Here is a 22,852-nt window from a genome sequence, read left to right as displayed (position 1 = left end):
GAACTGAGTAGAGGCCGCACCCTCTGAAAACGCCCCGACTGGTTCGGGGCGTTTTTTTGTTTGTAGACTTTTTGTAGCCATTTGTAGCAACTACCTTCATTCCCTATCCGTTTACGGCTAGTCTGCGGACATCTGCAACGCCGCCACCCGCAATTCAAACAAGAGCCGGCCATGACTGATTTGTCTACATCCCCGGGTTCTGCACACGTTGCTGTCGCGACACTCGACGGGCGCTTCTTCCGCCCGCCGTTGCCCGACGGCCATGTGCTGCGTCCACGTTTGTGCGAGCGCCTGAGTGCCGGGCTCGGCGGCAGGCTGTTGCTGGTCAGCGCACCGGCAGGGTTCGGCAAGAGTTCGTTGGCGGTGGAGTTTTGCCAGGGGTTGCCGGCGCATTGGCAAAGTCTCTGGCTGGGGTTGAGCCCGCGAGACAGTGACCCGGGGCGTTTTCTCGAACGACTGCTGGAAGGTCTTCAGGACTATTTCCCGCATCTGGGCAGGCAATCGCTCGGGCTGTTGAAAATGCGCCAGCGCCATCAGCCGTTCGCGTTCGAAGAATGGCTGGACGGCCTGCTTGACGAACTGGCCGTGCACTTGTCTACAGCGACGCCATTACTGCTGGTGCTGGATGATTACCATCTGGCCCAAGGGCCGGTGCTGGACCGCTGCCTGCAGTTTTTCCTCAATCATCTTCCCGATGGCTTGCTGGTGATGGTCACCAGTCGCCAACGCCCCGACTGGCACCTGGCGCGGCTGCGGCTGTCACGGCAACTACTTGAGTTGCATGAACAGGATCTGCGCCTGACCCACGACGAAGCCTTGAGCCTGCTCGACCGGCACAGCAGCTCCTTGCGCGGTGAGGCACTGGAAAACCTGATCCAGCGCAGCGAAGGCTGGGTCGCTGGGTTGCGCTTCTGGCTGCTGGCCGCCTCGGAGGCAGGCACCGATGGCGCGCTGCCGCAAGCGTTGCACGGCGGGGAAGGGCTGATCCGCGATTATCTGCTCGAAGAAGTCATCGATTGCCTGCCTGCCGAGGTCCAGTCGTTCCTCTACGACACGGCACCCCAGGAACGCTTTTGCAGCGAACTGTGCGACGCCGTTCGCGACGCCCATGACAGCGGGGAGATCCTGCGCTTCCTGCTTGCCCACCAGGTGTTCCTGGTGCCACTGGACGAGCATGGCCATTGGTATCGTTACCACCACCTGTTTTCCGATCTGTTGCGCACACGGCCTGCTTCCCAGTCGATGGTGCCGGCCGCCAGTCTGCACCTGCGTGCCTGCCGCTGGTTCAATGCCCAGGGACTGCTCGATGAGGCCGTGGAGCAGGCCTTGCGTGCCGGTCACCTGGACGTCGCGGCGAACCTGGTGCAGAACCTCTCCGAAGAGCAACTGCTGGCCGAGCAGAACGTCGGCATGTTGCTGCGCTGGAAAATGGACTTGCCTGACAGCTTGCTGATCAGCACGCCGCGACTGATTGTGCTCTATAGCTGGGCGCTGGGGATGGCTTGCCAACTGGATGCCGCCGAGGAGCTGGCCAGCCATTTGAGTCGCTTCCTGCCCGCTCCGTCGGCCACCGCCCAGAAGTCCATGCTGGCTCAATGGCTGGCGTTGAGTGGCATCATTGCCCGTGGGCGCGGCAACCGCGAACTGACGCTGCGGTACTGCCGCGAAGCGTTGGAAAGTCTTCCGTGCAAGCGTTACGGCCAGCGCCTGATGTGCCTCTCGACCCTGTCCAACCTGGCCATTGCCGACGGTGATTTGTGGCGGGCGCGGGGGCTGAACCGCGAATCGCTGGAGCTGGCGCAACGGGTCGGCAACCCGTTGTTCGAAGCGCTGGCGCACTACGACCGCGCTCGGGTGCTGCAAGCGCGCGGAGAAATCTGTCGGGCGCTGGAGGAGGTCCGTCAGGGGATGCAACGCCTGCAGAGCTTGTCTGCGCAGCGGCTGTATGCAGTTCGAGCCCGGCTGACCTTGTATGAAGGCTTTCTGCTGGCCCTGCGCATGCAGCCGCAGGCGGCGCGGCTGCGATTGCAGATCGGTTTGAGCGAGGCGCGAGCCTGTCGTGACATCAGCGTACTGATCGGCCATTGTGTGATTGCCAGGCTGGAAGGCAGCAGCGGCGAGTTCGCCAAAGCCTTTGCCGAACTGGCCGAAGCCGAACGGCTGATGCACATCTGGGATGTGCCACCGATCTACTACCTGGCCATGATCACCCTGGTCAAATGTGAACTCTGGCTGGCCCAGGGGCGCATCGATCTGGCCGAAGCCTGGCTGTCGCGCCTGGGGCAGACCTATAACGGCGAAAACGGGGCGGCACCACCGGAATTCCATCCGCAATTGCCGCTGCATATCGAATTGCAACAAGCCTTGCTCGACGTTATCCAGGGCCAACCGATGCTGGCCGAAGGGCGTTTGAATGCACTGCTTGAACATGGCCAGCAAAGCGGTCGGCAGCTGCTCAGTGTCATGGCGTTGACCCAGAAAGTGGCATTATTGCTGGGTAGCGGGCGGGAGCCGGAAGCACGCAAGGCACTGGCTCAGGCGCTGGATGCCGCTGGCGGAGGAGTGTTGCAACCCTTTGAGGGCCTGCTGGCCGAGCACCCGGACTGGCTGCGTGGACAGCTTCAAAGCTGTCCGCCAACCCCCGTTTCCCTGAACCTCAGTGAAAAACTGCCGGCATTGGCAGCCCGTCCCGGACTGGAGTCCTGCGCGGCCGCGGAGCAGCTCAGCACGCGGGAAATGGCGGTTCTGCGATTGATCGCCCAGGGCTGTTCGAACCAGGAAATCAGCGATCAGCTGTTTATCTCCCTGCACACGGTCAAGACCCACGCCAGCCACATCAACAGCAAGCTTGGGGTCGAGCGGCGTACACAGGCGGTGGCGCGGGCCAAGGAGCTGGGGGTTTTGGGTTAAGGATTCTTCACGATACCCATCGTGGCCATTGGCTGGATACTCAAGTGTGCGAAAATCCCTCGTCCCCGTTTATCGAGCAGGCCCTGATGTCCCAGCAACCCACCCTCATCCGCGAAACCTTCCCCGTCGGCCCTTTGCAGTGCAACTGCACGATCATCGGCGATCCGGTGACGAAAAAGGCCATCGTTGTCGATCCGGGTGGCAATCATGAACTGATCCTGGCGCGTCTCGATGCCTTGGGGCTGAAAGTGGTCAGCATCATTCACACCCACGCCCACCTCGATCATTTCCTGGCTTCCGGTCAACTCAAGGAGAAAACCGGCGCGACCCTGCATCTGCACAAGGAAGACCAGTTTCTGTGGGACAACCTGGAAATGCAGTGCCAGATGTTCGGCGTTCCTTATACCCCGGTGCCGTCTCCGGACCGCTGGCTGGCCGATGATGAAGAACTGGCTTGCGGATGTGGCGTGGCGCTGCACACGCCAGGTCATACGCCGGGCTCCATGAGCTTCTGGTTTTCCGAGGCCAAGCTGCTGATTGCCGGTGATACGCTGTTTCGTCGCGGCGTCGGGCGAACGGATTTGTGGGGTGGCGACCAGGCGACCATCGTGCGCTCGATCAAGCAGCGGCTGTACACCCTCGACGAAGAAGCGACCGTGGTGACCGGACATGGTCCGGACACCCGTCTGGGCGACGAAATGCGCGAGAACCCCTTTGTTCGGGGCTGATTTGTAACATTCGGAATTTTTACCCGTTAACATGATCCAACGCCCGCAAAGACTGATGCCTTGGTCCGTTGCACCACAGAATGCAAAAAAGTAGGAGCTTTACATGTTCACCACGCGTCGTTTGATTATTCTCGCTACGGCTGTGGCCGTTTTGTCCGGTTGTGCCTCGCCTAACCCATACGGCGGTCAGGGCCAAGCCCAGGGTCAGACGGATAGCGGCTCCGAAGGCATGAGCAAGACCGCGAAATACGGTGGCCTAGGCGCTCTGGCCGGTGCGCTGGCCGGTGCTGCCATCAACCACGATAACCGTGGCAAGGGCGCCCTGATCGGTGCTGCGGTGGTCGGTGCTTCTGCCGCCGGCTACGGCTACTACGCCGATCAACAAGAGAAAAAGCTGCGCGCCAGCATGGCCAACACCGGTGTTGAAGTGCAGCGCCAGGGCGACCAGATCAAACTGATCATGCCGGGCAACATCACGTTCGCGACCGATTCGGCGAATATTGCCTCAGGTTTCTATCAGCCGCTGAACAACCTGGCGGGCTCGCTGAAAGAGTTCAACCAGAACCAGATCGAGATCGTCGGCTATACCGACAGCACCGGCAGTCGCCAGCACAACATGGACCTGTCCCAGCGTCGCGCCCAAAGCGTGGCAACCTACCTGACCTCGCAAGGTGTCAGCGGTGCCAACCTGAGCGCCCGTGGCGCCGGCCCGGATAGCCCGGTTGCCAGCAACGCCGACGTCAATGGCCGTGCGCAGAACCGCCGTGTAGAGGTCAACCTCAAGGCGATTCCTGGCCAGCAGTATGGTGCTCAGCAGCAAGGTCAGGTTCAGCAGTATCCTTGATCGTCTGATTGAACCCCAGGCGTAAAAAGGCCCGCCCGATTCTAAACAGATCAAGCGGGCTTTTTTGTATCGTCAGTTCTAGCCCCTTCGCGGGCAAGCCCGCTCCCACAAGGATCGATGCCGTACACAAAATCTGTATTCAAAGCATGACCCTGTAGGAGCGGGCTTGCCCGCGAAGAGGCCAGTGTGGGCACCAGAGATACAGGATCAGAAATAAAAAAAGCCCCCGGACAATCACTTGTCCGGGGGCTTTTGCCTGCGGGCCCGCTTACTTCTTCAGGCCATAATGCTCATCGAGCATGCCCGGCGAGTTCGGGGCTTTCGGTGCGTAGTCGCGTGGCGGTTCCTGATTGCGTGGCGGCGTCAGGCGTTCCCGTGGAGCCTGCGCTGCATCGGCATGCAGGGAGGCCAGCAGGCGTTGGCGAGTCTGTTCGTCCAGGGCCAGGCGGTTGGCACCCTCGGCGAGATGGTCCTGCACTTCCTGATAGCTCTGAGTCAGCTTCTTGACCAGTGTCGCTGTGCTGTTGAAGTGGGTCACCACCTCGTTCTGATAACTGTCGAAACGTTCCTGAATATCGTCCAGCTGACGCTGCGTGCGGTTAGGCGCGGCATTCGGCGCAAGGCGAGCGATCAGAAACCCAATGGCGACACCCACAACCAGGGCAAGAGTCGGTAACAACCAAACTAAGAGCGAGTGTTCCACGAGTCCTTCCTCTATAAACGGCTTTGCTTTACGTTAACGGCTCGAACCTGCGCTGTATACCGCGATTCACTCGCGATAGACAGCCACAGACAATTTGCTAGACGAGTCGACCTTATTCGAGGTCACGGAGTTCCTTCCTTGCTTATGCGTGAAACCCCTGTATTGATTGACGGCCCGGTCGGGCAACTGGAAGCCCTGTATCTTGATAATGAAGATCCGCGCGGCCTGGCGCTGATCTGCCATCCAAACCCGGTGCAGGGCGGCACCATGCTCAACAAAGTGGTCTCGACCCTGCAGCGCACCGCGCGTGATGCCGGTTTGATCACCCTGCGTTTCAACTATCGTGGTGTCGGTGCCAGCGAAGGCACCCACGACATGGGCACCGGTGAAGTCGATGATGCCCAGGCTGTCGCCGAATGGTTTCGCGCCAGACACCCGACATTGCCGCTGACCCTGTTCGGTTTCTCCTTCGGCGGTTTTGTTGCCGCAAGTCTCGGCGGACGCCTCGAGGCCAGGGGCGAGCAGCTCAAGCACCTGTTCATGGTTGCGCCGGCAGTCATGCGCCTCGGCGACCAGGATCAACTGCCACAGCACGGCGAACTGACCCTGATTCAACCGGAAACCGACGAAGTGATCGATCCACAAGTCGTTTACCAATGGTCCGACAAGCTCGAACGTCCCCATGAGCTGCTGAAAGTGGCAGAATGCGGACACTTTTTTCATGGCAAGCTGACCGATCTCAAGGATCTGATCCTGCCGCGTCTCTCGAATTGATTGCAGTCTGACAAGCGATTACCCATGACGACTCGTACCCGTATCCTCACCGGCATCACCACCACCGGCACGCCGCATCTGGGCAACTATGCTGGCGCCATCCGCCCGGCGATCGTCGCCAGCCGTGACAGCAATGCCGATTCGTTCTACTTCCTGGCCGACTATCACGCCCTGATCAAGTGCGATGACCCGCTGCGCATCCAGCGCTCGCGTCTGGAAATCGCCGCGACCTGGCTGGCCGGTGGCCTGGATGTCGACCGCGTGACCTTCTACCGTCAGTCCGACATCCCGGAAATCCCCGAACTGACCTGGCTGCTGACTTGCGTTGCGGCCAAGGGCTTGCTCAATCGCGCCCACGCCTACAAGGCTTCGGTGGACAAGAACGTCGAGACCGGCGAAGACCCGGATGCCGGTATCACCATGGGCCTGTACAGCTACCCGGTGCTGATGGCCGCGGACATCCTGATGTTCAACGCGCACAAGGTGCCGGTCGGTCGTGACCAGATCCAGCACGTGGAAATGGCGCGGGACATCGGTCAGCGCTTCAACCACCTGTTTGGCCAGGGCAAAGAGTTCTTCACCATGCCCGAGGCGTTGATCGAAGAGAGCGTCGCCACGTTGCCGGGCCTGGATGGCCGCAAGATGTCGAAGAGCTACGACAACACCATTCCGCTGTTCTCAAGCGCCAAAGAAATGAAGGACGCGATTTCACGGATCGTCACCGACTCCCGCGCGCCGGGCGAAGCCAAGGATCCGGACAATTCGCACCTGTTCACTCTGTTTCAAGCGTTCGCCACCCCGGCGCAGTCCGATGAGTTCCGCAGCGAACTGTTGCAGGGTCTGGGTTGGGGCGAGGCGAAGAATCGTCTGTTCCAGCTACTGGACAACGAATTGGGCGAGTCCCGCGAGCGTTATAACCTGTTGATCGAGCGCCCGGCGGATCTGGAAGACATCCTGCAACACGGCGCGAAAAAGGCCCGTGCGGTAGCGACACCCTTCCTCAACGAACTGCGTGAAGCGGTGGGCCTGCGCTCCTTCGTTGCTCAGACGCAAGTGGCGGCAACCACCAGGAAGAAAGCTGCAAAAGCTGCACGTTTTGTCAGCTTCCGCGAAGACGACGGCAGTTTTCGCTTCCGTCTGCTGGCCGCCGATGGCGAGCAACTGCTGCTATCGCGCAACTTCGCCGACGGCAAGACCGCAGGTCAAGTGACCAAGCAGTTGCAATCAGGTCAGGCATTGGACGTGCGCAGTGAAGCGCTGAGCTTCAGTGTATGGCTGGAAGGCGAGTGCGTAGCCGACAGCCCGACCTTCGCCGACAGCACCGCACGCGACGCGGCCATCGAGGCCTTGCGCATTGCCCTGACACCGATTCAGGAATAATCAACGGCTCGGCCCGACCAAGGGCCGATTGCCATTCCTCCGGGCCGTCGCTACAGTGTCGGCCCGTTTTTGTTGCCTTGCTAACGAATTATGACGCCCCTAGAACGATATCAAGCTGATCTGAAACGCCCGGAATTCTTCCATGATGCCGCACAGGAAACCGCCGTGCGTCATTTGCAGCGCCTGTACGACGACCTGGTCGCGGCCGAGCAAAACAAACCGAGCCTGCTGGGCAAGTTGTTTGGCAAGAAGGATCAGACCCCGGTCAAGGGCCTGTATTTCTGGGGCGGCGTAGGTCGCGGCAAGACTTACCTGGTGGATACCTTCTTCGAAGCGCTGCCCTTCAAGGAAAAGACCCGTACGCACTTCCACCGCTTCATGAAGCGCGTGCACGAAGAGATGAAAACCCTGGGCGGCGAGAAAAACCCGCTGACCATCATTGCCAAGCGCTTCGCCACCGAAGCCCGGGTCATCTGCTTCGATGAGTTCTTCGTTTCCGACATCACCGACGCCATGATCCTTGGCACCCTGATGGAAGAACTGTTCAAGAACGGCGTGACCCTGGTCGCGACTTCGAACATCGTGCCGGACGGCCTGTACAAGGACGGCCTGCAGCGCGCGCGCTTCTTGCCGGCCATTGCGCTGATCAAGCAGAACACCGAGATCGTCAACGTCGACAGCGGCGTCGACTATCGACTGCGTCACCTGGAACAAGCCGAGCTGTTCCACTATCCGCTCGACGAAGCCGCCAACGAAAGCCTGCGCAAGAGCTTCCGTGCGCTGACACCGGAATGCACGGCAGCGGTCGAAAATGACGTGCTGATGATCGAAAATCGTGAAATTCGCGCCCTGCGCACCTGCGATGACGTGGCCTGGTTCAACTTCCGCGAACTGTGCGACGGCCCGCGCAGCCAGAACGACTACATCGAGCTGGGCAAGATCTTCCACGCTGTGTTGCTCAGTGATGTCGAGCAGATGAGCGTCACCACCGACGACATCGCCCGACGCTTCATCAACATGGTCGACGAGTTCTACGACCGTAACGTGAAGCTGATCATTTCCGCCGAAGTCGAGCTCAAGGATCTGTACACCGGCGGTCGCCTGAACTTCGAATTCCAGCGAACCCTGAGTCGTCTGCTGGAAATGCAATCCCACGAATTCCTCGCCCGGGCGCACAAGCCGTAGGACGATTCGGAAAATAAAAAAAGGCCTGCGCATGCAGGCCTTTTTTGTCAGCGAAAATCCTCCGCCCACAGGTTTGTACATTGTTTTTAAGTCAAATGTCTTTGTTGAGATACTGCGCAAGCTCGTGCTGCCGTTGGCAACCCAGCAGCAGCCAAAGCAGAATTCTGGCTTTTCGCGGACATAGAAAACCCGCCATCGATGCCCCCTTGCGGATCAAGTCCATTTCACCGCCGCCAAAACCGTAAGAGGCACGTGCGGTGGAGCCGGAGCCGGTTCGGGTCGCAATGATCACGGGGATTCGTTCGGCAATATGCTCAATCATTGTCGCCCAGCGCTGCGAGATGTGGCCGGCGCCGAAACCGCCGATCACCAGCCCGTCGTAATCGAGTGCGAGAATATTTTCCAGCAGCAGGGTGTCGGCCGAAAGTGAGGCCTCAAGCAGCGCAACCTTCTGTGTGGTCTGTTGCGGCAGCGGTAACACCGTGCGTGGCCCTGGTGGGCGCAGGTAGCGAACACGGTCTTCCAACAGTAGGCCCGCGGGCCCCACGACCGGAGAGGAAAACGCCTGCAATGCCAGCGAATCGGTTTTGCGTACGCTGCACGCTTGATGAATCTGTCCGTTCATCACGACCTGGACACCGCGCTGCCGGCTGTTCTGCGCCAAGGCAACGCGACATGCATCCAGCATATTGGCCGGTCCATCGGCACCTGGCTGCGCTGCGGAACGCATGGCACCGGTCAGCACCAAGGGGGTGTCGTAGGGCCACAGGTAATCCAAAAACACCGCGGCTTCTTCGAGGGTGTCGGTGCCCTGGGTTATCACGACCCCAACGGCGCCCTGTTCGACCTGAAACTCAGCCCAGGACAATACGTTCAGCAAAAACTCGAAATCCAGGGAGGCACTGGGCAGCAGGCCGAGGGTCTCGACGGTGACTGCGGCTAGTGCCTTCAGTTCCGGTATGGAAGTCAGCAGGGCTTCGCCACTGACGGTCGGGATGACGCCTTCACCGGCATTGCTCGCTTGCATGCTTACCGTGCCGCCAAGTGCCGCGATGGACAGTTTGGGCAGGTCCATGGGATACCTCGCTTGATTGTAATGAAAAGTGGCTGTATCCGCTTTTGAGGCCGCGATACAGCCGAATGGCTGGGGCATTAATCAGCGATCAAAAAACCGATCAGCGGCACGATCAGCAGTGTACTGATGGCCATCGACAGTACATTGGCGATGTAGGCGTGCATGTCGGCCGGTAATTTCCTGGCAATCACGCAGGCCAGCGGTGGTGCGAGCAATGCCCCCAGCAGTGCACTTGAGACGATAATCTGCCAGCTGCCGCCATAGGCCAGGATCGCCGCGGGCACCACTGAAACCAGCGGGATGTAAGTGGGATACCAGCCGCGCAGCATCCATTGTTTACGCCAGATCAGCACGCCGATGGCCGAGGCCAATGCCTGCGCGCCGATGATGTGCAGCAACAGACCCGATCCGTACGCGGGGCTTGAAGGGTTCAAGCTGTACGCCAGCAATGCACCCAGTATCAGGCCAAGGCTGGCCAGCTCATTGCCAAAGAACGGTGCTTCGGAGAAGTCCGCCAGAATCCGACGCAGGCTCCAGATGACGCCATAGTCGGGCGCCTTGGTGGTGGCAATCGAGGCGGGTGGCGTTTGCGATGACCTGGATTTCACCAGGTTCGGCCAATAGCGGCAAAACAGAAACGCCAGGACACTGGCAACCGCCATGCCCAGCACATTGCCGATCACCGCAGGCAAGGCCAGCGGTTGGCACACGTAGTTGACGATCAGCAGGCACATTGGTGTGACGAGTACCGCGCCCATGAGTGCGCCGTTGATCGTGACCCTCCAGCCTCCGCCAAACATCAGCACCATCGCCGCTGGCAGCGAGACGAATGCAACGAATGTGGGTTGCCAGGTTGTGGCTGTCACCGTCCAGCCCCACAGCAGATTGCTCAGCAGCAGCCCGAGCAACGAACTGGTGACGAGCCAGGGCCAAAGTCCCGTTCCATAGGAGATGGCAAACCCTTGCCAGGATTTACCCGTTCGATTCGCCCAGTAAGCCAGATAAGCGCCCGCCAGCAGGCCAATCGAGGCGAACTCGTGCTTGTAGAAAGCCACCTCGCTGATGTCGCCTAACACCCAACGCAACCAGGCACTCGGTTCGGGTAGCAGCGATACCATGTCGCCATAACCGGGCCAATGCGCTCCCCAGAAAGTCCGGTTGCTGAAAGAAAGCCAGGCGATCAGCAGTGTCGCACCGATCATTAGCAGGACGACGGCTGTATCAATCGGTGATTTGCGCGATGGTTGGTTTTTGTCGGTTGTAACTTCCATGGGACAGGCCTCCTGATCAACGTGGGAGGCAAGGGTGTTGGGTGTAGCCGAGCATCTGATCGTAAAGATCGGCTCGGCGATCGCGAAGCAGATCGTTCAGGTTGTTCCAGATGGGTGCACTGCGGGAGCTGGTCAGGTCGACATCGGCAAACAGGATTTCCTGCCTGTCTGCCGAAGCCACGGCGCCAATCGGCCAGCCGTTGGTTCCGGCAATCAACGAGCAACCCAGGTAGCGCGCGCCGCGCTCCTCGCCGATCCGGCTGGCGGCAGCGATAAACACGTTGTTGACGTGAGCGGCGGTCATCGTTAGATACGACGCCATGCACTTACCGGCATCGTCGAACAGCGGCGGCGGTGTCCAGACCCAGTTGTTCAGGCTGCAAATGATGTCTGCGCCTTGCTGGGCGAGGATCCGTGGCACCTCCGGAAACCAGATGTCCCAGCAGATCAATAGCCCGATGCGGCCGATCGGTGTGTCGAAAACCGGGAAACCCAGGTCGCCGGGGGTGAACCAGAGCTTCTCCAGATTCCACAAATGGGCTTTGCGGTACTTGCCGATAAATCCGTCTGGTCCCACCAGAACGCCGGTGTTGAAGAGTCGCATGCCGTCGCGTTCGGCCAGGCCGGCCACGAGGTAAACGTTGTGTTCGCGGGCGAAGTCGATCCAGCACTGCACGCTTGGCCCGTCGGGAACCGCTTCGGCATGGGCGAAGGCATCCTGTCGATTGCTGAAGAAATAGCCGGTATTGGAAAGCTCGGGCAGAACGATGAGATTCGCACCGCCGTTTACCGCTTCAAGCGCCAATTCCAGGCTGCGACGCAGATTACCTACACATTTCTCGATGCCGACTTGTGGATCGAATTGCACAACTGCAACACGAACAGGGCTTGTTGGCTCAGTCATTCCGTCGTTCCTCTTTTTATTGTTTTTCAAACTGTTAAATCGCGTGTGTATAAGAGGGGAGTCAGGAATGGGGTGTAAGTCAGCTACTTCCGTTTAGGTCGTAGTCCCTTTCCGAAAGTGGATCAGAGTGATGTTTGGTGGCAGTGGGCAGCCGACGCGAGAGGTAGAGCCATGTATTGCGTGCATGGCTCTGGAACGGGGATGTGATCAGATTTTGACTTGGTAGTGCGGGTAGTCGCTCAAGGAAAATCCGCCATTGAAGGTCGCGGCGGTTTTGTTGCAGATATGAATCACTGCATCGACAGCACCGCGAAAACATGGCTCCGTCCAACCGGCATCGACGGAAAATGACTCGCCGGACAAATACAAGCCTGATACATGAGCAAGGTCTCGGTTGTACTTCATCAGGCCGACGGCATCGTAGTAGGTGCCCGGTCGGTAAAGCTTGGCACAGCCCAGAGCATTTTTATCAGTGATCCAACGCTGAACCACCGCTTGATCAATGCCGATGTAGGGAGAGATTTTTTCCTGGACGTTGGCAGAGTTCATGAGTATGCGATCCAGCTCTTCGACGCATTTTGATACCAGCTCCTTATCGCTGAATGAGGCGAGCTTGGTTGCGTCATCTTCCCAGGTATAACTCAGCAGGATGCAGTCATAGCTGTAATTGTCGTTGTAGCGGTAGGTATAGACATCGTGGATAAAACTGTCGGTTACAATGGCTTGCGGGATGTTTTTGTTTTTCGAGAGAAATGATTTTTTCAGCGGTGAAAACACTTTGCAGCTAGTTTCCCAGTGTGCGGTTTTGTAGGCGTTAATCGTCTCGAAAGGCAGCATCTCCCGGGTGAAATTTTCGAGCTTGATTCGAGTTTCAATCAGCCAGGAGGGTAGTGTCATGATGACCGAGTCAAAGTCGTCAAATTGCTCCTGGATTTGCTCGGGTTGACTGTGTTTCCAGTTGTAATAGACGCGTATTTTTTGATTGGTCAGCTTTTCCAGTTTTGTGACGGATGAGTCGGTGAGAAGCCCATTGCTTCTTTCGAGGCAATGTTCGTAGATGGACTTTCCGGTTTCCTCGGTTTTCACAAACAGCAGGCATTCGTCCAACGCGGCGAGGCCGATGTAGCGGGGCCTGTCGAAACTCTGCCCCATTGAGTCAAAAACGGCTTCGCTATTCAGGTAGGGCGAATCCAGTGGATCGCCGTTTGAGTCCACTCGACCATGGATCAGTTGCAATTGGCTGCTGAAACCGAAAATCGCGGTACGCAGAGGGTAGAGGCAGCAGACGTCGTAAAAAGCTCCCCAGCTACCATCACCTATACCTATCGCGTAAAAAATTGCGGACTCTTGCGCAGACATTCCCATTCCGCCGAAATCCCCGGGTGAGCGGCCATCCCAAGCTTCCAGTGCTGGCATGCTGACCAGGTCGCGGAACGAGACACTCTCGTATTTTTCAACGATAGAAGCCCAAATGGCTTCCCATCCCTGGCTCGCATAGAGCTCAGCAACGTGGCGAGTCATGCGATCGGCAAAGGCTTTCCACTTGGAGTAAACCTTTTGCAATTCATCGCCGGGAGGCGGTGTAACGCCGTCTTCGTTTTTCCATATCAACATTTGCGGCGCCAATCCACCGCCCATGCTGCCCTCTCGGAGATAGATGCCTGTCGAGTTAACCCATTGGCTACCGGGGTTGGCGAAGTCTGAAAACGCCAATTCAAATTGATTGGCGTAGTAAGCCATCAGCGACCTACCTTCTGTCGGTGGCTCATCTGCCCGGTTGAAAAAGGGCATGCGCATGGCGCCCATTTCAAACGGTGTATGGCTTGCTGCCGAGTTTCGGCTACCGGGAACAGTCAGATGCCTGCCGCCGATGCGTCTGGATTGTTCGATGAGGGTGATATGGGTAAAGCCGCAGCGATAGAGTTCTCTGGCAGCGGTCAGGCCAGTGACGCCGGCGCCGATGATGCAGATTTTATGTTGCGGGTCAGTTGCCCTGGCGATGCCGTTTTCCTGTTCTACCAGGGCACGATAGTCAAAGCACAAATCCGGCGGATTGGGAAAGCGAGCCGCCCATTTGTTTTTAGCCGATCGCTTTGTTCGGGCGGCCTCCTTGGCGATGTATGAAGGGTAGTTGTAGCTTGATCCGATAGTCATGGTTGATCTTCCCTGATGGTGTTTGCAGGGAAGATGTTGAAGTTTTTAAGGGGCTGCGTCTGTGGGCAGGGTTGGGTTCTCCGGCGCTCTGTATTCCGCTTTTTTCGTAGGAAAATGCACAGCGAAAGAACTGCGTGGCCGGCGCAAGATTCAATGTGGAAGCGAGCAGGCTCGCTCCCATATTCGGTTGGTGTTCGGCTACGCAGCCTGCTGAAACTGCTGCCGATACTGGTTCGGCGACAACTCCGTGTGCTGGCGGAACAGCCGCGCAAAGAAGCTCGCATCGTCGTAGCCGACTTCGTAACTGATGGTCTTGATGCTCTTGCGGCTGGCGGACAGCAAGCCCTTGGCGGTTTCGATGCGTAGGCGCTGCAGATAATGCAGTGGCTTGTCGCCCGTGGCGGTCTGGAAGCGGCGCATGAAGTTGCGGATGCTCATGCCGTGTTCGCGGGCGACGTCTTCGAAGCGGAACTTGTCGGCGAAGTGTTCTTCGAGCCAGTGCTGGATCTGCAGGATGATCACGTCCTGGTGCAGCTTCTGGCCACCAAACCCGATGCGTCCAGGCGCGTAGCTGCGTTGCACCTCATACAGAATGTCCCGCGCAACGGCCTGGGACACATTGGCACCGCAGAAGCGCTCGATCAGGTAAATGTACAGATCGCATGCCGAGGTGGTACCGCCAGCACAGTACAGGTTGTCGGCGTCGGTCAGGTGCTTGTCCTGATTGAGTTGAACCTGGGGGAAGCGTTCGGCGAAGGCATTGAAGAAGCGCCAGTAGGTAGTCGCTTCCTTGCCATTGAGCAATCCGGCTTCAGCGAGCCAGAACACGCCGGTGGCTTCGCCGCACAGTACGGCACCGCGCGCATGTTGCTGGCGCAACCAGGGCAGGACTTGCGGGTAACGTTTGCAAAGGCTTTCGAAATCGTCCCAGAACGCGGGAAGAACGATGATGTCGGCGTTTTCCAGCCCGCCATCCACCGGAATCAGCACATCGCTGAAGGTGTTGACCGGTTTGCCATCGGGGCTGACCAGGCGGGTTTCGAACGCCGGTGTCAGGCCCTGGCCCAGCTGTTTGCCGTAGCGCAGGCTGGCGAGGTGGAAGAAATCCTTGGCTTGCATGAGGGTGGAAGCGAAAACCCGGTCGATGGCCAGGATGCTGACGCGCCGCAATGGCGTGGAGGCTTGGTTAGACATAATTCAACTTTATTTTTATAGGGGGAAGTGGTCACCAGACGGCTGGATCGTCTTATTTTTTGTCGGATGTGTCCAGTGTCCTGTATCGGAGGCGAGGCTTAGGCTCTGAAGATCAATTCCCTCTAATTACAAAGAAAAGGTGTCGCATGATCCCCAGAACCCTGTTCAGTTCCGAGCACGAGCTTTTCCGCGACAGCGTAAGAACGTTCCTCGAAAAAGAGGCGGTGCCGTTCCATGGGCAATGGGAAAAACAAGGCTATATCGACCGCAAACTGTGGAACAAGGCGGGGGAGGCGGGGATGCTTTGCTCGCACCTGCCGGAAGAGTACGGCGGCCTGGGGGCGGACTTTCTCTACAGTGCGGTGGTGATCGAAGAGGTGGGGCGTCTGGGTCTGACCGGCATCGGCTTTTCCCTGCATTCGGACATCGTGGCGCCGTACATCCTGCATTACGGCAGTGAAGCGCTGAAACACAAATACTTGCCGAAACTGGTGTCCGGCGAGATGGTCACCGCGATCGCCATGACCGAGCCGGGCGCCGGTTCCGATCTGCAAGGGGTGAAAACCACGGCCGTGCTCGATGGCGATGAGTACGTGATCAACGGTTCCAAGACCTTTATCACCAACGGCTACCTGGCCGATCTGGTGATCGTCGTCGCCAAGACCGATCCGAAGGCCGGTGCGAAGGGCACCAGTCTGTTTCTGGTGGAGGCCAATACGCCGGGCTTCGACAAGGGCAAGCGCCTGGAGAAGGTCGGGATGAAAGCCCAGGACACCTCGGAGCTGTTCTTCCAGGACGTGCGTGTGCCCAGGGAAAACCTGCTGGGCCAGGCCGGGATGGGCTTTGCCTATCTGATGCAGGAGTTGCCCCAGGAGCGCCTGACGGTGGCCATAGGCGGGCTGGCTTCAGCGGAAGCGGCGCTGCAATGGACGCTGGACTACACCCGCGAGCGCAAGGCGTTCGGCAAGTCGATCGCGGACTTCCAGAATACCCGGTTCAAGCTGGCGGAGATGGCCACGGAAATCCAGATCGGCCGGGTCTTCGTCGACCGTTGCCTGGAACTGCACCTGCAAGGCAAGCTCGACGTGCCGACGGCGGCGATGGCCAAGTACTGGGGCACCGATCTGCAATGCAAGGTACTCGACGAGTGTGTGCAGTTGCACGGCGGTTACGGGTTCATGTGGGAGTACCCGATCGCGCGGGCATGGGCGGATGCGCGGGTGCAGCGGATTTATGCCGGGACCAATGAAATCATGAAGGAAATCATCGCCAGATCATTGTAGGAGCGAGCTCGCTCGCGATGGTCGTCAACGATAACGTTGAAAACCTGACACCCAACGGAGTGCTCAGGTTTTTCGCGAGCAAGCTCGCTCCTACAAGTGGGGGTTATGGAGCAGGGTTCGGATGATCCTTGTGAATCGCCTCGATCCCTTCCAGTACCTCCTCCGACAATTTCAGATCAAAACTGGCGATGTTGCTCTCCAGTTGCTCCATCGTGGTCGCGCCAATGATGTTGCTGGTCACGAACGGCTGCTGCGTCACGAACGCCAGGGCCATTTGCGCCGGGTCCAGGCCGTGCTCGCGAGCCAGGGCCACGTAACGGCTACAGGCCGCTTCCGACTGCGGGTTGAAATAGCGGCTGAAGCGGCTGTAGAGGCTCAGGCGACCTTTTGGCGGGCGGGCACCACCTTCGTATTTGCCTGAAAGGAAGCCGAACGCCAGCGGCGAATAGGCGAGCAAGCCGCATTGCTCGCGGATGGCGATTTCCGCCAGGCCGACTTCAAAGCTGCGGTTGAGCAGGTTGTACGGGTTCTGGATCGACACCGCGCGCGGCCAGCCTCGGGCTTCGGCCAGGGCCAGGAAGCGCATGGTGCCCCACGGCGTCTCGTTGGACAGGCCGATGTGGCGGATCTTGCCGGCGCGGACCTGCTCGTCCAGTGCTTCGAGGGTGTCCTCCAGTGGGGTCAGGTTGGCTTCGATCTTGTGCTTGTAGCCGAGTTGCCCGAAGAAATTGGTGCTGCGCTCCGGCCAGTGCAATTGATACAGGTCGATGTAATCGGTCTGCAGGCGCTGAAGGCTGGCGTCCACCGCTTCGGTGATGTGCCGGCGGTTGTGGCGCAGGCTTTTATCGCGGATGTAGTCGATGGTGTTGCCGGGGCCGGCGATCTTGCTGGCCAGGATCCAGTCGGCGCGGTCGCCGTGGCTTTTGAAATAATTGCCGATATAGCGTTCGGTGGTGGCGTAGGTTTCGGCCTTGGGTGGTACCGGGTACATCTCGGCGGTGTCGATGAAGTTGATCCCGGCGCCCTTGGCCCGCTCGATCTGGGCGAAGGCGTCTGCCTCGCTGTTTTGCTCGCCCCAGGTCATGGTTCCGAGGCAGAGGGCACTCACGTTCAGATTGGTTCGGCCTAGCTGGCGATAGTCCATCGGGTGCTCCTTGGGCAAAACAATCATAAAAGCAGGTTGAATTATTTTTCGCAATCTGCATAATTGCGCACCTCTTTCTGCAGTGGAAGTGATGCGCCGCCGCCGAAGAATCTTGCCGTTGAACGGACGCGCCGACCCGAGCCCCCGAAAGCGTCTGTATCCGGCTGCCTTTGACTTGTCAAAGTACGCACTATTCAGTAAGATCCGCCGTCTAATTTACAGGGCGGCCCCTGAGGCTATAAAGAATGAAAACTTTTACTGCTAAACCGGAAACAGTAAAGCGCGACTGGTTTGTCGTCGACGCTGCTGGTCAGACCCTGGGTCGTCTGGCCACCGAAATCGCGAGCCGTCTGCGTGGCAAGCACAAGCCTGAGTACACTCCTCACGTTGACACCGGCGACTACATCGTCGTAATCAACGCTGAGCAGATCCGTGTTACCGGTGCTAAAACCACTGACAAAATGTACTACTCCCACTCCGGTTTCCCGGGCGGCATCAAGTCGATCAACTTTGAAAAGCTGATCGCCAAGGCCCCTGAGCGCGTGATCGAGACCGCGGTTAAAGGCATGCTGCCTAAGAACCCGCTGGGTCGCGACATGTACCGTAAGCTGAAAGTCTATGCGGGCGCTGCACACCCACATACTGCTCAGCAGCCCCAAGAACTGAAGTTTTAACGGAATAGTACATTATGTCGGCGACTCAAAATTACGGCACTGGCCGTCGCAAGACCGCAACCGCACGCGTTTTCCTGCGTCCGGGTACTGGTAACATCTCCATCAACAACCGTTCGCTGGATAATTTCTTCGGCCGCGAAACTGCCCGCATGGTAGTTCGTCAGCCGCTGGAATTGACTGAGACTGTCGAGAAGTTCGACATCTACGTCACCGTGATCGGCGGTGGTGTAAGTGGTCAGGCTGGCGCAATCCGCCACGGCATCACTCGCGCTCTGATGGACTACGACGAGACTCTGCGCGGCGCCCTGCGTAAAGCCGGCTTCGTAACCCGCGATGCTCGTGAAGTTGAACGTAAGAAAGTCGGTCTGCGTAAAGCGCGTAAGCGTCCGCAGTACTCGAAGCGTTAATTCGCTTTCACGTTCAAAAAAGAACGCCCAGTTTCCTCACGGAGCTGGGCGTTTTTTTTGTGTCTGCGATTTATCGAAGAATTGCGCTGTGACAACTTGCCACATCCGCAGACGCCCTATACTACAAGGCTTGGGGGTGATGGGCTCCGGTAATTACCTTGTCAGAATTGGGGCTTTTCATTACCATTCGGCAAAATTTTTATAAGTACATAGATTTACTTAGTAGACGCCTGATTTAACAGGCCACAAAGCTGATGGGAGAGGACTGAATGAGCAATGACGGCGTGAATGCAGGCCGGCGTCGCTTCTTGGTAGCAGCCACATCCGTGGTGGGTGCTGCAGGAGCGGTGGGGGCTGCGGTCCCGTTCGTGGGGTCATGGTTTCCCAGTGCCAAGGCGAAAGCCGCAGGTGCACCGGTGAAAGTGAATGTCAGCAAAGTCGAGCCAGGTCAGCAGATGATTGCTGAGTGGCGCGGCCAGCCGGTGTTCATCGTCCGCCGTACGCCGGAAATCCTGGGGAATCTGAAGAAGATCGAGGGCCAGCTCGTTGACCCGACCTCCAAGAACTCGATACAACCGACTTACGTTGATCCGGAAACCCGTTCGATCAAACCTGAGGTTCTGCTGCTGGTCGGTATCTGCACGCACCTGGGTTGCTCGCCGACCTTCCGTCCCGAAGTGGCACCTGCGGATCTGGGGAAAGACTGGGTAGGCGGTTATTTCTGCCCTTGCCACGGTTCCCACTACGATCTGGCTGGTCGCGTCTACAAGTCGCAACCTGCGCCTTTGAACCTGCCAGTTCCCCCGCATTCCTATGAGACCGACGACATCATTGTCATTGGCGTCGATACGGAGAAGGCGTGATGAGCAAATTCATGGATTGGGTTGATGCACGCTTTCCCGCCACCAAGATGTGGGAAGACCATCTCAGCAAGTATTACGCTCCGAAGAACTTCAACTTCTTCTATTTCTTTGGCTCCCTGGCGCTGCTCGTTCTGGTCAACCAGATCGTTACCGGCGTCTGGCTGACCATGAGCTATAACCCGTCGGCGGAAGAGGCGTTTGCCTCCGTCGAATACATCATGCGCGACGTCGAGTACGGCTCGATCCTGCGTCTGCTGCACTCCACCGGCGCTTCGGCGTTCTTCATCGTGGTCTATCTGCACATGTTCCGTGGCCTGCTCTACGGTTCGTACCAGAAGCCGCGTGAACTGGTGTGGGTCTTCGGCATGCTGATCTACCTGGCGCTGATGGCCGAAGCCTTCATGGGGTACCTGCTGCCGTGGGGGCAGATGTCGTACTGGGGTGCCCAGGTAATCATCTCGCTGTTCGGTGCGATCCCGGTCATCGGCAACGACCTGACCCAGTGGATTCGTGGTGACTACCTGATTTCCGGTATTACCCTGAACCGTTTCTTCGCCTTGCACGTGGTTGCCCTGCCGATCGTTATCCTGGGTCTGGTGGTGCTGCACATCCTGGCGTTGCACGAAGTCGGCTCGAACAACCCGGACGGCGTGGACATCAAGAAGCACAAGGACGAAAACGGCATACCGCTGGACGGCATTGCCTTCCATCCGTACTACACCGTGAAAGATATCGTCGGCGTGGTGGTGTTCCTGTTCATCTTCTGCTCGATCGTGTTCTTCTTCCCGGAAATGGGCGGCTATTTCCTCGAGAAGCCGAACTTTGAAGTGGCGAACGCCTTCAAGACCCCAGAGCACATCGCTCCGGTCTGGTACTTCACCCCGTTCTACGCCATCTTGCGTGCGATTCCGGACAAACTCCTTGGTGTGATCGCCATGGGCGCGGCCATTGCTGTGCTGTTCGTCCTGCCATGGCTGGACCGTAGTCCGGTCAAGTCGATGCGCTACAAAGGCTGGCTGAGCAAGATCTGGCTCTGGTTGTTCTGCATCGCGTTCGTGATCCTGGGTGTGCTGGGCGTATTGGCTCCAACCCCTGAACGTACGTTGCTGTCGCAGGTATGTACCTTCCTGTACTTCGCCTACTTCATTCTGATGCCGTTCTACACCCGGCTCGAGAAGACCAAACCGGTTCCGGAAAGGGTGACTGGCTGATGAAAAAACTATTTGCTGTATTGATGCTCGCTGCGCTGCCAGTGTTCGCTTTCGCAGCCGAGCACGGTGGCCCTGAGCTGGAAAAAGTCGACATCGACGTTTCCGATAAAGCAGCCATGCAGGATGGTGCACGTACGTTCGCCAACTACTGCATGGGTTGCCACAGTGCCAAGTTCCAACGCTATGAGCGAGTTGCCGACGACCTGGGCATTCCCCATGAGTTGATGATGGAGAAGCTGATGTTCACTGGTGCCAAGATCGGTGACCACATGAGCATCGGCATGCAGCCGGCGGACGCCAAGGCCTGGTTTGGCGCTGCGCCGCCGGATCTGACCCTGGTTGCCCGTGTTCGCGGTACCGATTGGCTCTACGGTTACCTGAAGTCGTTCTACGAAGATCCGTCGCGTCCATGGGGTGTGAACAACAAGGTCTTCCCGAACGTGGGCATGCCAAACGTCCTGGCCGGCCTGCAAGGTCGCCAGGTGGTTGGTTGCAAACAGGTTCAGATCGTCGAAGGCGGCAAAAAGCAATTTGATCCGCTGACCGGTACGCCATTGACTCATGAAGCGTGCGATCAACTGACCATCGTGCCGAAAAGCGGTGCTCTGACTGAAGAGCAGTTCGATGAGAAGGTCAAGAATCTGGTAACCTTCCTGGCTTACTCGGCTAACCCGGTTAAGCTGCAACATCAGCGCATCGGTACGTACGTATTGTTGTACCTGGCGTTCTTCTTCGTCTTCGCTTACCTGCTCAAGCGCGAATACTGGAAAGACGTGCACTGATAAAGCTTCAAGCTATTGCTGTTAATCGCGCGCGCCCAAGGGCGCCTCTGAAGATGTAGCGAGCCTGGTTATCCAGTCGTTACGGGAGGCGCCCTCTGGGCGCGCTCGTTTTTCCGCGTTCGATAATTTCTACAAGCGAGGAGGATCGCCATGGGCGTGACCAATCGGTTGGCCTGTTACTCCGACCCCGCCGACCACTATTCCCACCGAGTGCGCATCGTACTGGCAGAGAAGGGTGTCAGCGCCGAGATCATTTACGTGGAAGCTGGACGTCAGCCACCTAAACTGATTGAGGTGAACCCTTACGGCAGCTTGCCCACCCTGGTCGATCGCGACCTGGCGTTGTGGGAGTCGACTGTGGTGATGGAATATCTGGATGAGCGTTACCCGCACCCGCCGCTACTGCCGGTTTATCCCGTGGCGCGTGCCAACAGTCGCCTGCTGATACACCGTATTCAGCGAGATTGGTGTGGTCTGGTGGACCTGATTCTGGATTCGCGGACCAAGGAAGCGGCCCGTGCCGTGGCTCGTAAAGAGTTACGCGAAAGCCTGACGGGTGTGTCGCCACTGTTCGCCGACAAACCGTTTTTCCTCAGCGAGGAACAAAGTCTGGTGGACTGCTGCCTACTACCAATACTCTGGCGATTGCCGATTCTGGGTATAGAACTGCCGCGGCCGGCCAAGCCGCTGCTTGATTATATGGAGCGCCAGTTTGCGCGTGAGGCTTTCCAGGCGAGTCTGTCTGGTGTCGAACGCGATATGCGCTAAGGCTTAAGGAGCCGCTATGAACTCCAGTCGACCTTATCTGGTCCGCGCGCTCTATGAGTGGATTGTGGACAACGATTGCACCCCGCACATGCTGGTCAATTCCGAGTATCCGTCGGTACAGGTGCCTCAGGGTTTTGCCAGTGACGGACAAATCGTCCTGAACGTATCGCCGCAGGCCGTGCGCCACTTGCACATGGATAACGAGGCGGTCAGTTTCGAGGGGCGCTTTGGTGGAGTGCCGCACACCTTGTACGTGCCTATAGCATCGATCCTGGGTATCTACGCCCGGGAGAATGGTCAGGGCATGGTGTTTGATCTGGAATCGCCGATGGGCGAGGACGAAGAGATCGAGCCGGATGACGATCTTCCACCACCCGACAGTGAGCCACCGCGTCCAAGCGGTCGACCCAGTTTGAAGGTGGTGAAGTAATAAAAAAGGCGATCCGAGAGGATCGCCTTTTTTATTACTTCTGTCCCGTCCTGAATAAGGTTTACACCTTCTGACCCATTCTCAGGAGGAAGTAATGAACACGGGTGAAAGGCGCAGTCAGCGCGACTACACGTTGACCTTTAAATTGTCGGTCGTCGATCAGGTCGA

The 22,852-nt window shown here is 58.2% G+C and carries 21 protein-coding genes; 14 read left to right on the top strand and 7 right to left on the bottom strand.

All coding sequences use genetic code 11. From position 1 onward, the window contains the following. Positions 1-171: 171 nt before the first annotated feature. The 3 genes from KGA83_RS16750 (at position 172) to KGA83_RS16740 (ending at position 4,482) form a co-directional block, all read left to right on the top strand. Positions 172-2,910, top strand: a complete 2,739-nt coding sequence (locus KGA83_RS16750; RefSeq protein ID WP_108214897.1) for a LuxR C-terminal-related transcriptional regulator — start codon at positions 172-174, stop codon at positions 2,908-2,910. An 86-nt stretch (positions 2,911-2,996) separates the two neighbouring features. Further along, positions 2,997-3,638 (top strand): MBL fold metallo-hydrolase, encoded by a 642-nt coding sequence (locus tag KGA83_RS16745; protein WP_108215462.1) that lies wholly within the window; start codon positions 2,997-2,999, stop codon positions 3,636-3,638. 103 nt (positions 3,639-3,741) lie between these two features. Beyond that, the gene (locus KGA83_RS16740; protein WP_108214898.1) at positions 3,742-4,482 is read left to right on the top strand and encodes an OmpA family protein; all 741 of its coding nucleotides are present in this window, start codon (positions 3,742-3,744) and stop codon (positions 4,480-4,482) included. 268 nt (positions 4,483-4,750) lie between these two features. On the opposite strand, the gene KGA83_RS16735 is transcribed toward KGA83_RS16740, so the two are convergent. Further along, complete coding sequence (locus KGA83_RS16735) at positions 4,751-5,185, bottom strand: YhcB family protein (protein WP_108214899.1); 435 nt, start codon at positions 5,183-5,185, stop codon at positions 4,751-4,753. 144 nt (positions 5,186-5,329) lie between these two features. On the opposite strand from KGA83_RS16735, the gene KGA83_RS16730 reads away from it, so the two are divergent. The 3 genes from KGA83_RS16730 (at position 5,330) to zapE (ending at position 8,524) form a co-directional block, all read left to right on the top strand. Then, positions 5,330-5,959 carry an alpha/beta hydrolase gene (locus KGA83_RS16730; protein WP_223530257.1) on the top strand — a complete coding sequence of 210 codons (630 nt, stop codon included), beginning with the start codon at positions 5,330-5,332 and terminating at the stop codon, positions 5,957-5,959. 24 nt (positions 5,960-5,983) lie between these two features. Continuing rightward, a complete protein-coding gene (locus tag KGA83_RS16725) occupies positions 5,984-7,339 on the top strand; it encodes a tryptophan--tRNA ligase (protein ID WP_108214901.1) in 1,356 nt (451 codons plus the stop codon). Positions 7,340-7,429: 90 nt separating this feature from the next. Beyond that, the gene (gene zapE / locus KGA83_RS16720; RefSeq protein ID WP_108214902.1) at positions 7,430-8,524 is read left to right on the top strand and encodes a cell division protein ZapE; all 1,095 of its coding nucleotides are present in this window, start codon (positions 7,430-7,432) and stop codon (positions 8,522-8,524) included. 91 nt (positions 8,525-8,615) lie between these two features. Here the strand turns inward: zapE and KGA83_RS16715 are convergent, their stop codons facing one another. The 5 genes from KGA83_RS16715 to KGA83_RS16695 form a co-directional block, all read right to left on the bottom strand. Further along, positions 8,616-9,599, bottom strand: coding sequence for an asparaginase (locus KGA83_RS16715; protein ID WP_223530255.1), 984 nt, complete (start codon positions 9,597-9,599; stop codon positions 8,616-8,618). Between the two features lie 77 nt (positions 9,600-9,676). Beyond that, positions 9,677-10,870 (bottom strand): hypothetical protein, encoded by a 1,194-nt coding sequence (locus KGA83_RS16710; protein WP_223530254.1) that lies wholly within the window; start codon positions 10,868-10,870, stop codon positions 9,677-9,679. A 16-nt stretch (positions 10,871-10,886) separates the two neighbouring features. Then, positions 10,887-11,774, bottom strand: a complete 888-nt coding sequence (locus KGA83_RS16705; protein ID WP_223530252.1) for a nitrilase family protein — start codon at positions 11,772-11,774, stop codon at positions 10,887-10,889. A gap of 207 nt (positions 11,775-11,981) precedes the next feature. After that, positions 11,982-13,928, bottom strand: a complete 1,947-nt coding sequence (locus KGA83_RS16700; protein ID WP_223530250.1) for a flavin monoamine oxidase family protein — start codon at positions 13,926-13,928, stop codon at positions 11,982-11,984. Between the two features lie 198 nt (positions 13,929-14,126). After that, positions 14,127-15,047: a GlxA family transcriptional regulator gene (locus KGA83_RS16695; RefSeq protein ID WP_177413320.1), complete on the bottom strand. Its 921-nt coding sequence runs from the start codon at positions 15,045-15,047 to the stop codon at positions 14,127-14,129. Positions 15,048-15,268: 221 nt separating this feature from the next. Here KGA83_RS16695 and KGA83_RS16690 point away from each other — a divergent pair, with 221 nt between their 5' ends. Further along, entirely contained in the window at positions 15,269-16,405 is a 1,137-nt protein-coding gene (locus KGA83_RS16690) for an acyl-CoA dehydrogenase family protein (RefSeq protein WP_108214904.1), read from the top strand. Positions 16,406-16,508: 103 nt separating this feature from the next. On the opposite strand, the gene KGA83_RS16685 is transcribed toward KGA83_RS16690, so the two are convergent. Beyond that, positions 16,509-17,549 (bottom strand): NADP(H)-dependent aldo-keto reductase, encoded by a 1,041-nt coding sequence (locus KGA83_RS16685; RefSeq protein ID WP_223530249.1) that lies wholly within the window; start codon positions 17,547-17,549, stop codon positions 16,509-16,511. Between the two features lie 245 nt (positions 17,550-17,794). Here KGA83_RS16685 and rplM point away from each other — a divergent pair, with 245 nt between their 5' ends. From rplM to KGA83_RS16650, 7 genes are all read left to right on the top strand, one after another. Further along, positions 17,795-18,223 carry a 50S ribosomal protein L13 gene (rplM, locus tag KGA83_RS16680; protein ID WP_007917032.1) on the top strand — a complete coding sequence of 143 codons (429 nt, stop codon included), beginning with the start codon at positions 17,795-17,797 and terminating at the stop codon, positions 18,221-18,223. Between the two features lie 14 nt (positions 18,224-18,237). Then, positions 18,238-18,630, top strand: coding sequence for a 30S ribosomal protein S9 (rpsI, locus tag KGA83_RS16675; RefSeq protein WP_003205364.1), 393 nt, complete (start codon positions 18,238-18,240; stop codon positions 18,628-18,630). A gap of 269 nt (positions 18,631-18,899) precedes the next feature. Continuing rightward, complete coding sequence (gene petA, locus KGA83_RS16670; protein ID WP_108214906.1) at positions 18,900-19,493, top strand: ubiquinol-cytochrome c reductase iron-sulfur subunit; 594 nt, start codon at positions 18,900-18,902, stop codon at positions 19,491-19,493. Continuing rightward, positions 19,493-20,704: a cytochrome b gene (locus KGA83_RS16665; RefSeq protein ID WP_108214907.1), complete on the top strand. Its 1,212-nt coding sequence runs from the start codon at positions 19,493-19,495 to the stop codon at positions 20,702-20,704. The genes petA and KGA83_RS16665 overlap by 1 nt, the downstream gene beginning before the upstream one ends. Continuing rightward, positions 20,704-21,486 (top strand): cytochrome c1, encoded by a 783-nt coding sequence (locus KGA83_RS16660; RefSeq protein WP_108214908.1) that lies wholly within the window; start codon positions 20,704-20,706, stop codon positions 21,484-21,486. The genes KGA83_RS16665 and KGA83_RS16660 overlap by 1 nt, the downstream gene beginning before the upstream one ends. A gap of 150 nt (positions 21,487-21,636) precedes the next feature. Further along, positions 21,637-22,254 carry a glutathione S-transferase N-terminal domain-containing protein gene (locus tag KGA83_RS16655; RefSeq protein ID WP_007972581.1) on the top strand — a complete coding sequence of 206 codons (618 nt, stop codon included), beginning with the start codon at positions 21,637-21,639 and terminating at the stop codon, positions 22,252-22,254. Between the two features lie 16 nt (positions 22,255-22,270). After that, the gene (locus KGA83_RS16650) at positions 22,271-22,684 is read left to right on the top strand and encodes a ClpXP protease specificity-enhancing factor (RefSeq protein ID WP_085715923.1); all 414 of its coding nucleotides are present in this window, start codon (positions 22,271-22,273) and stop codon (positions 22,682-22,684) included. The last annotated feature ends 168 nt before the right edge of the window (positions 22,685-22,852 follow it).

This window comes from Pseudomonas sp. GL-R-19 (genome assembly GCF_019956375.1).
Taxonomy (GTDB): Bacteria; Pseudomonadota; Gammaproteobacteria; order Pseudomonadales; family Pseudomonadaceae; genus Aquipseudomonas.
The sequence above is the reverse complement of the archived record's forward strand: the minus strand, read 5'-3'. Positions and strand labels throughout refer to the sequence as shown.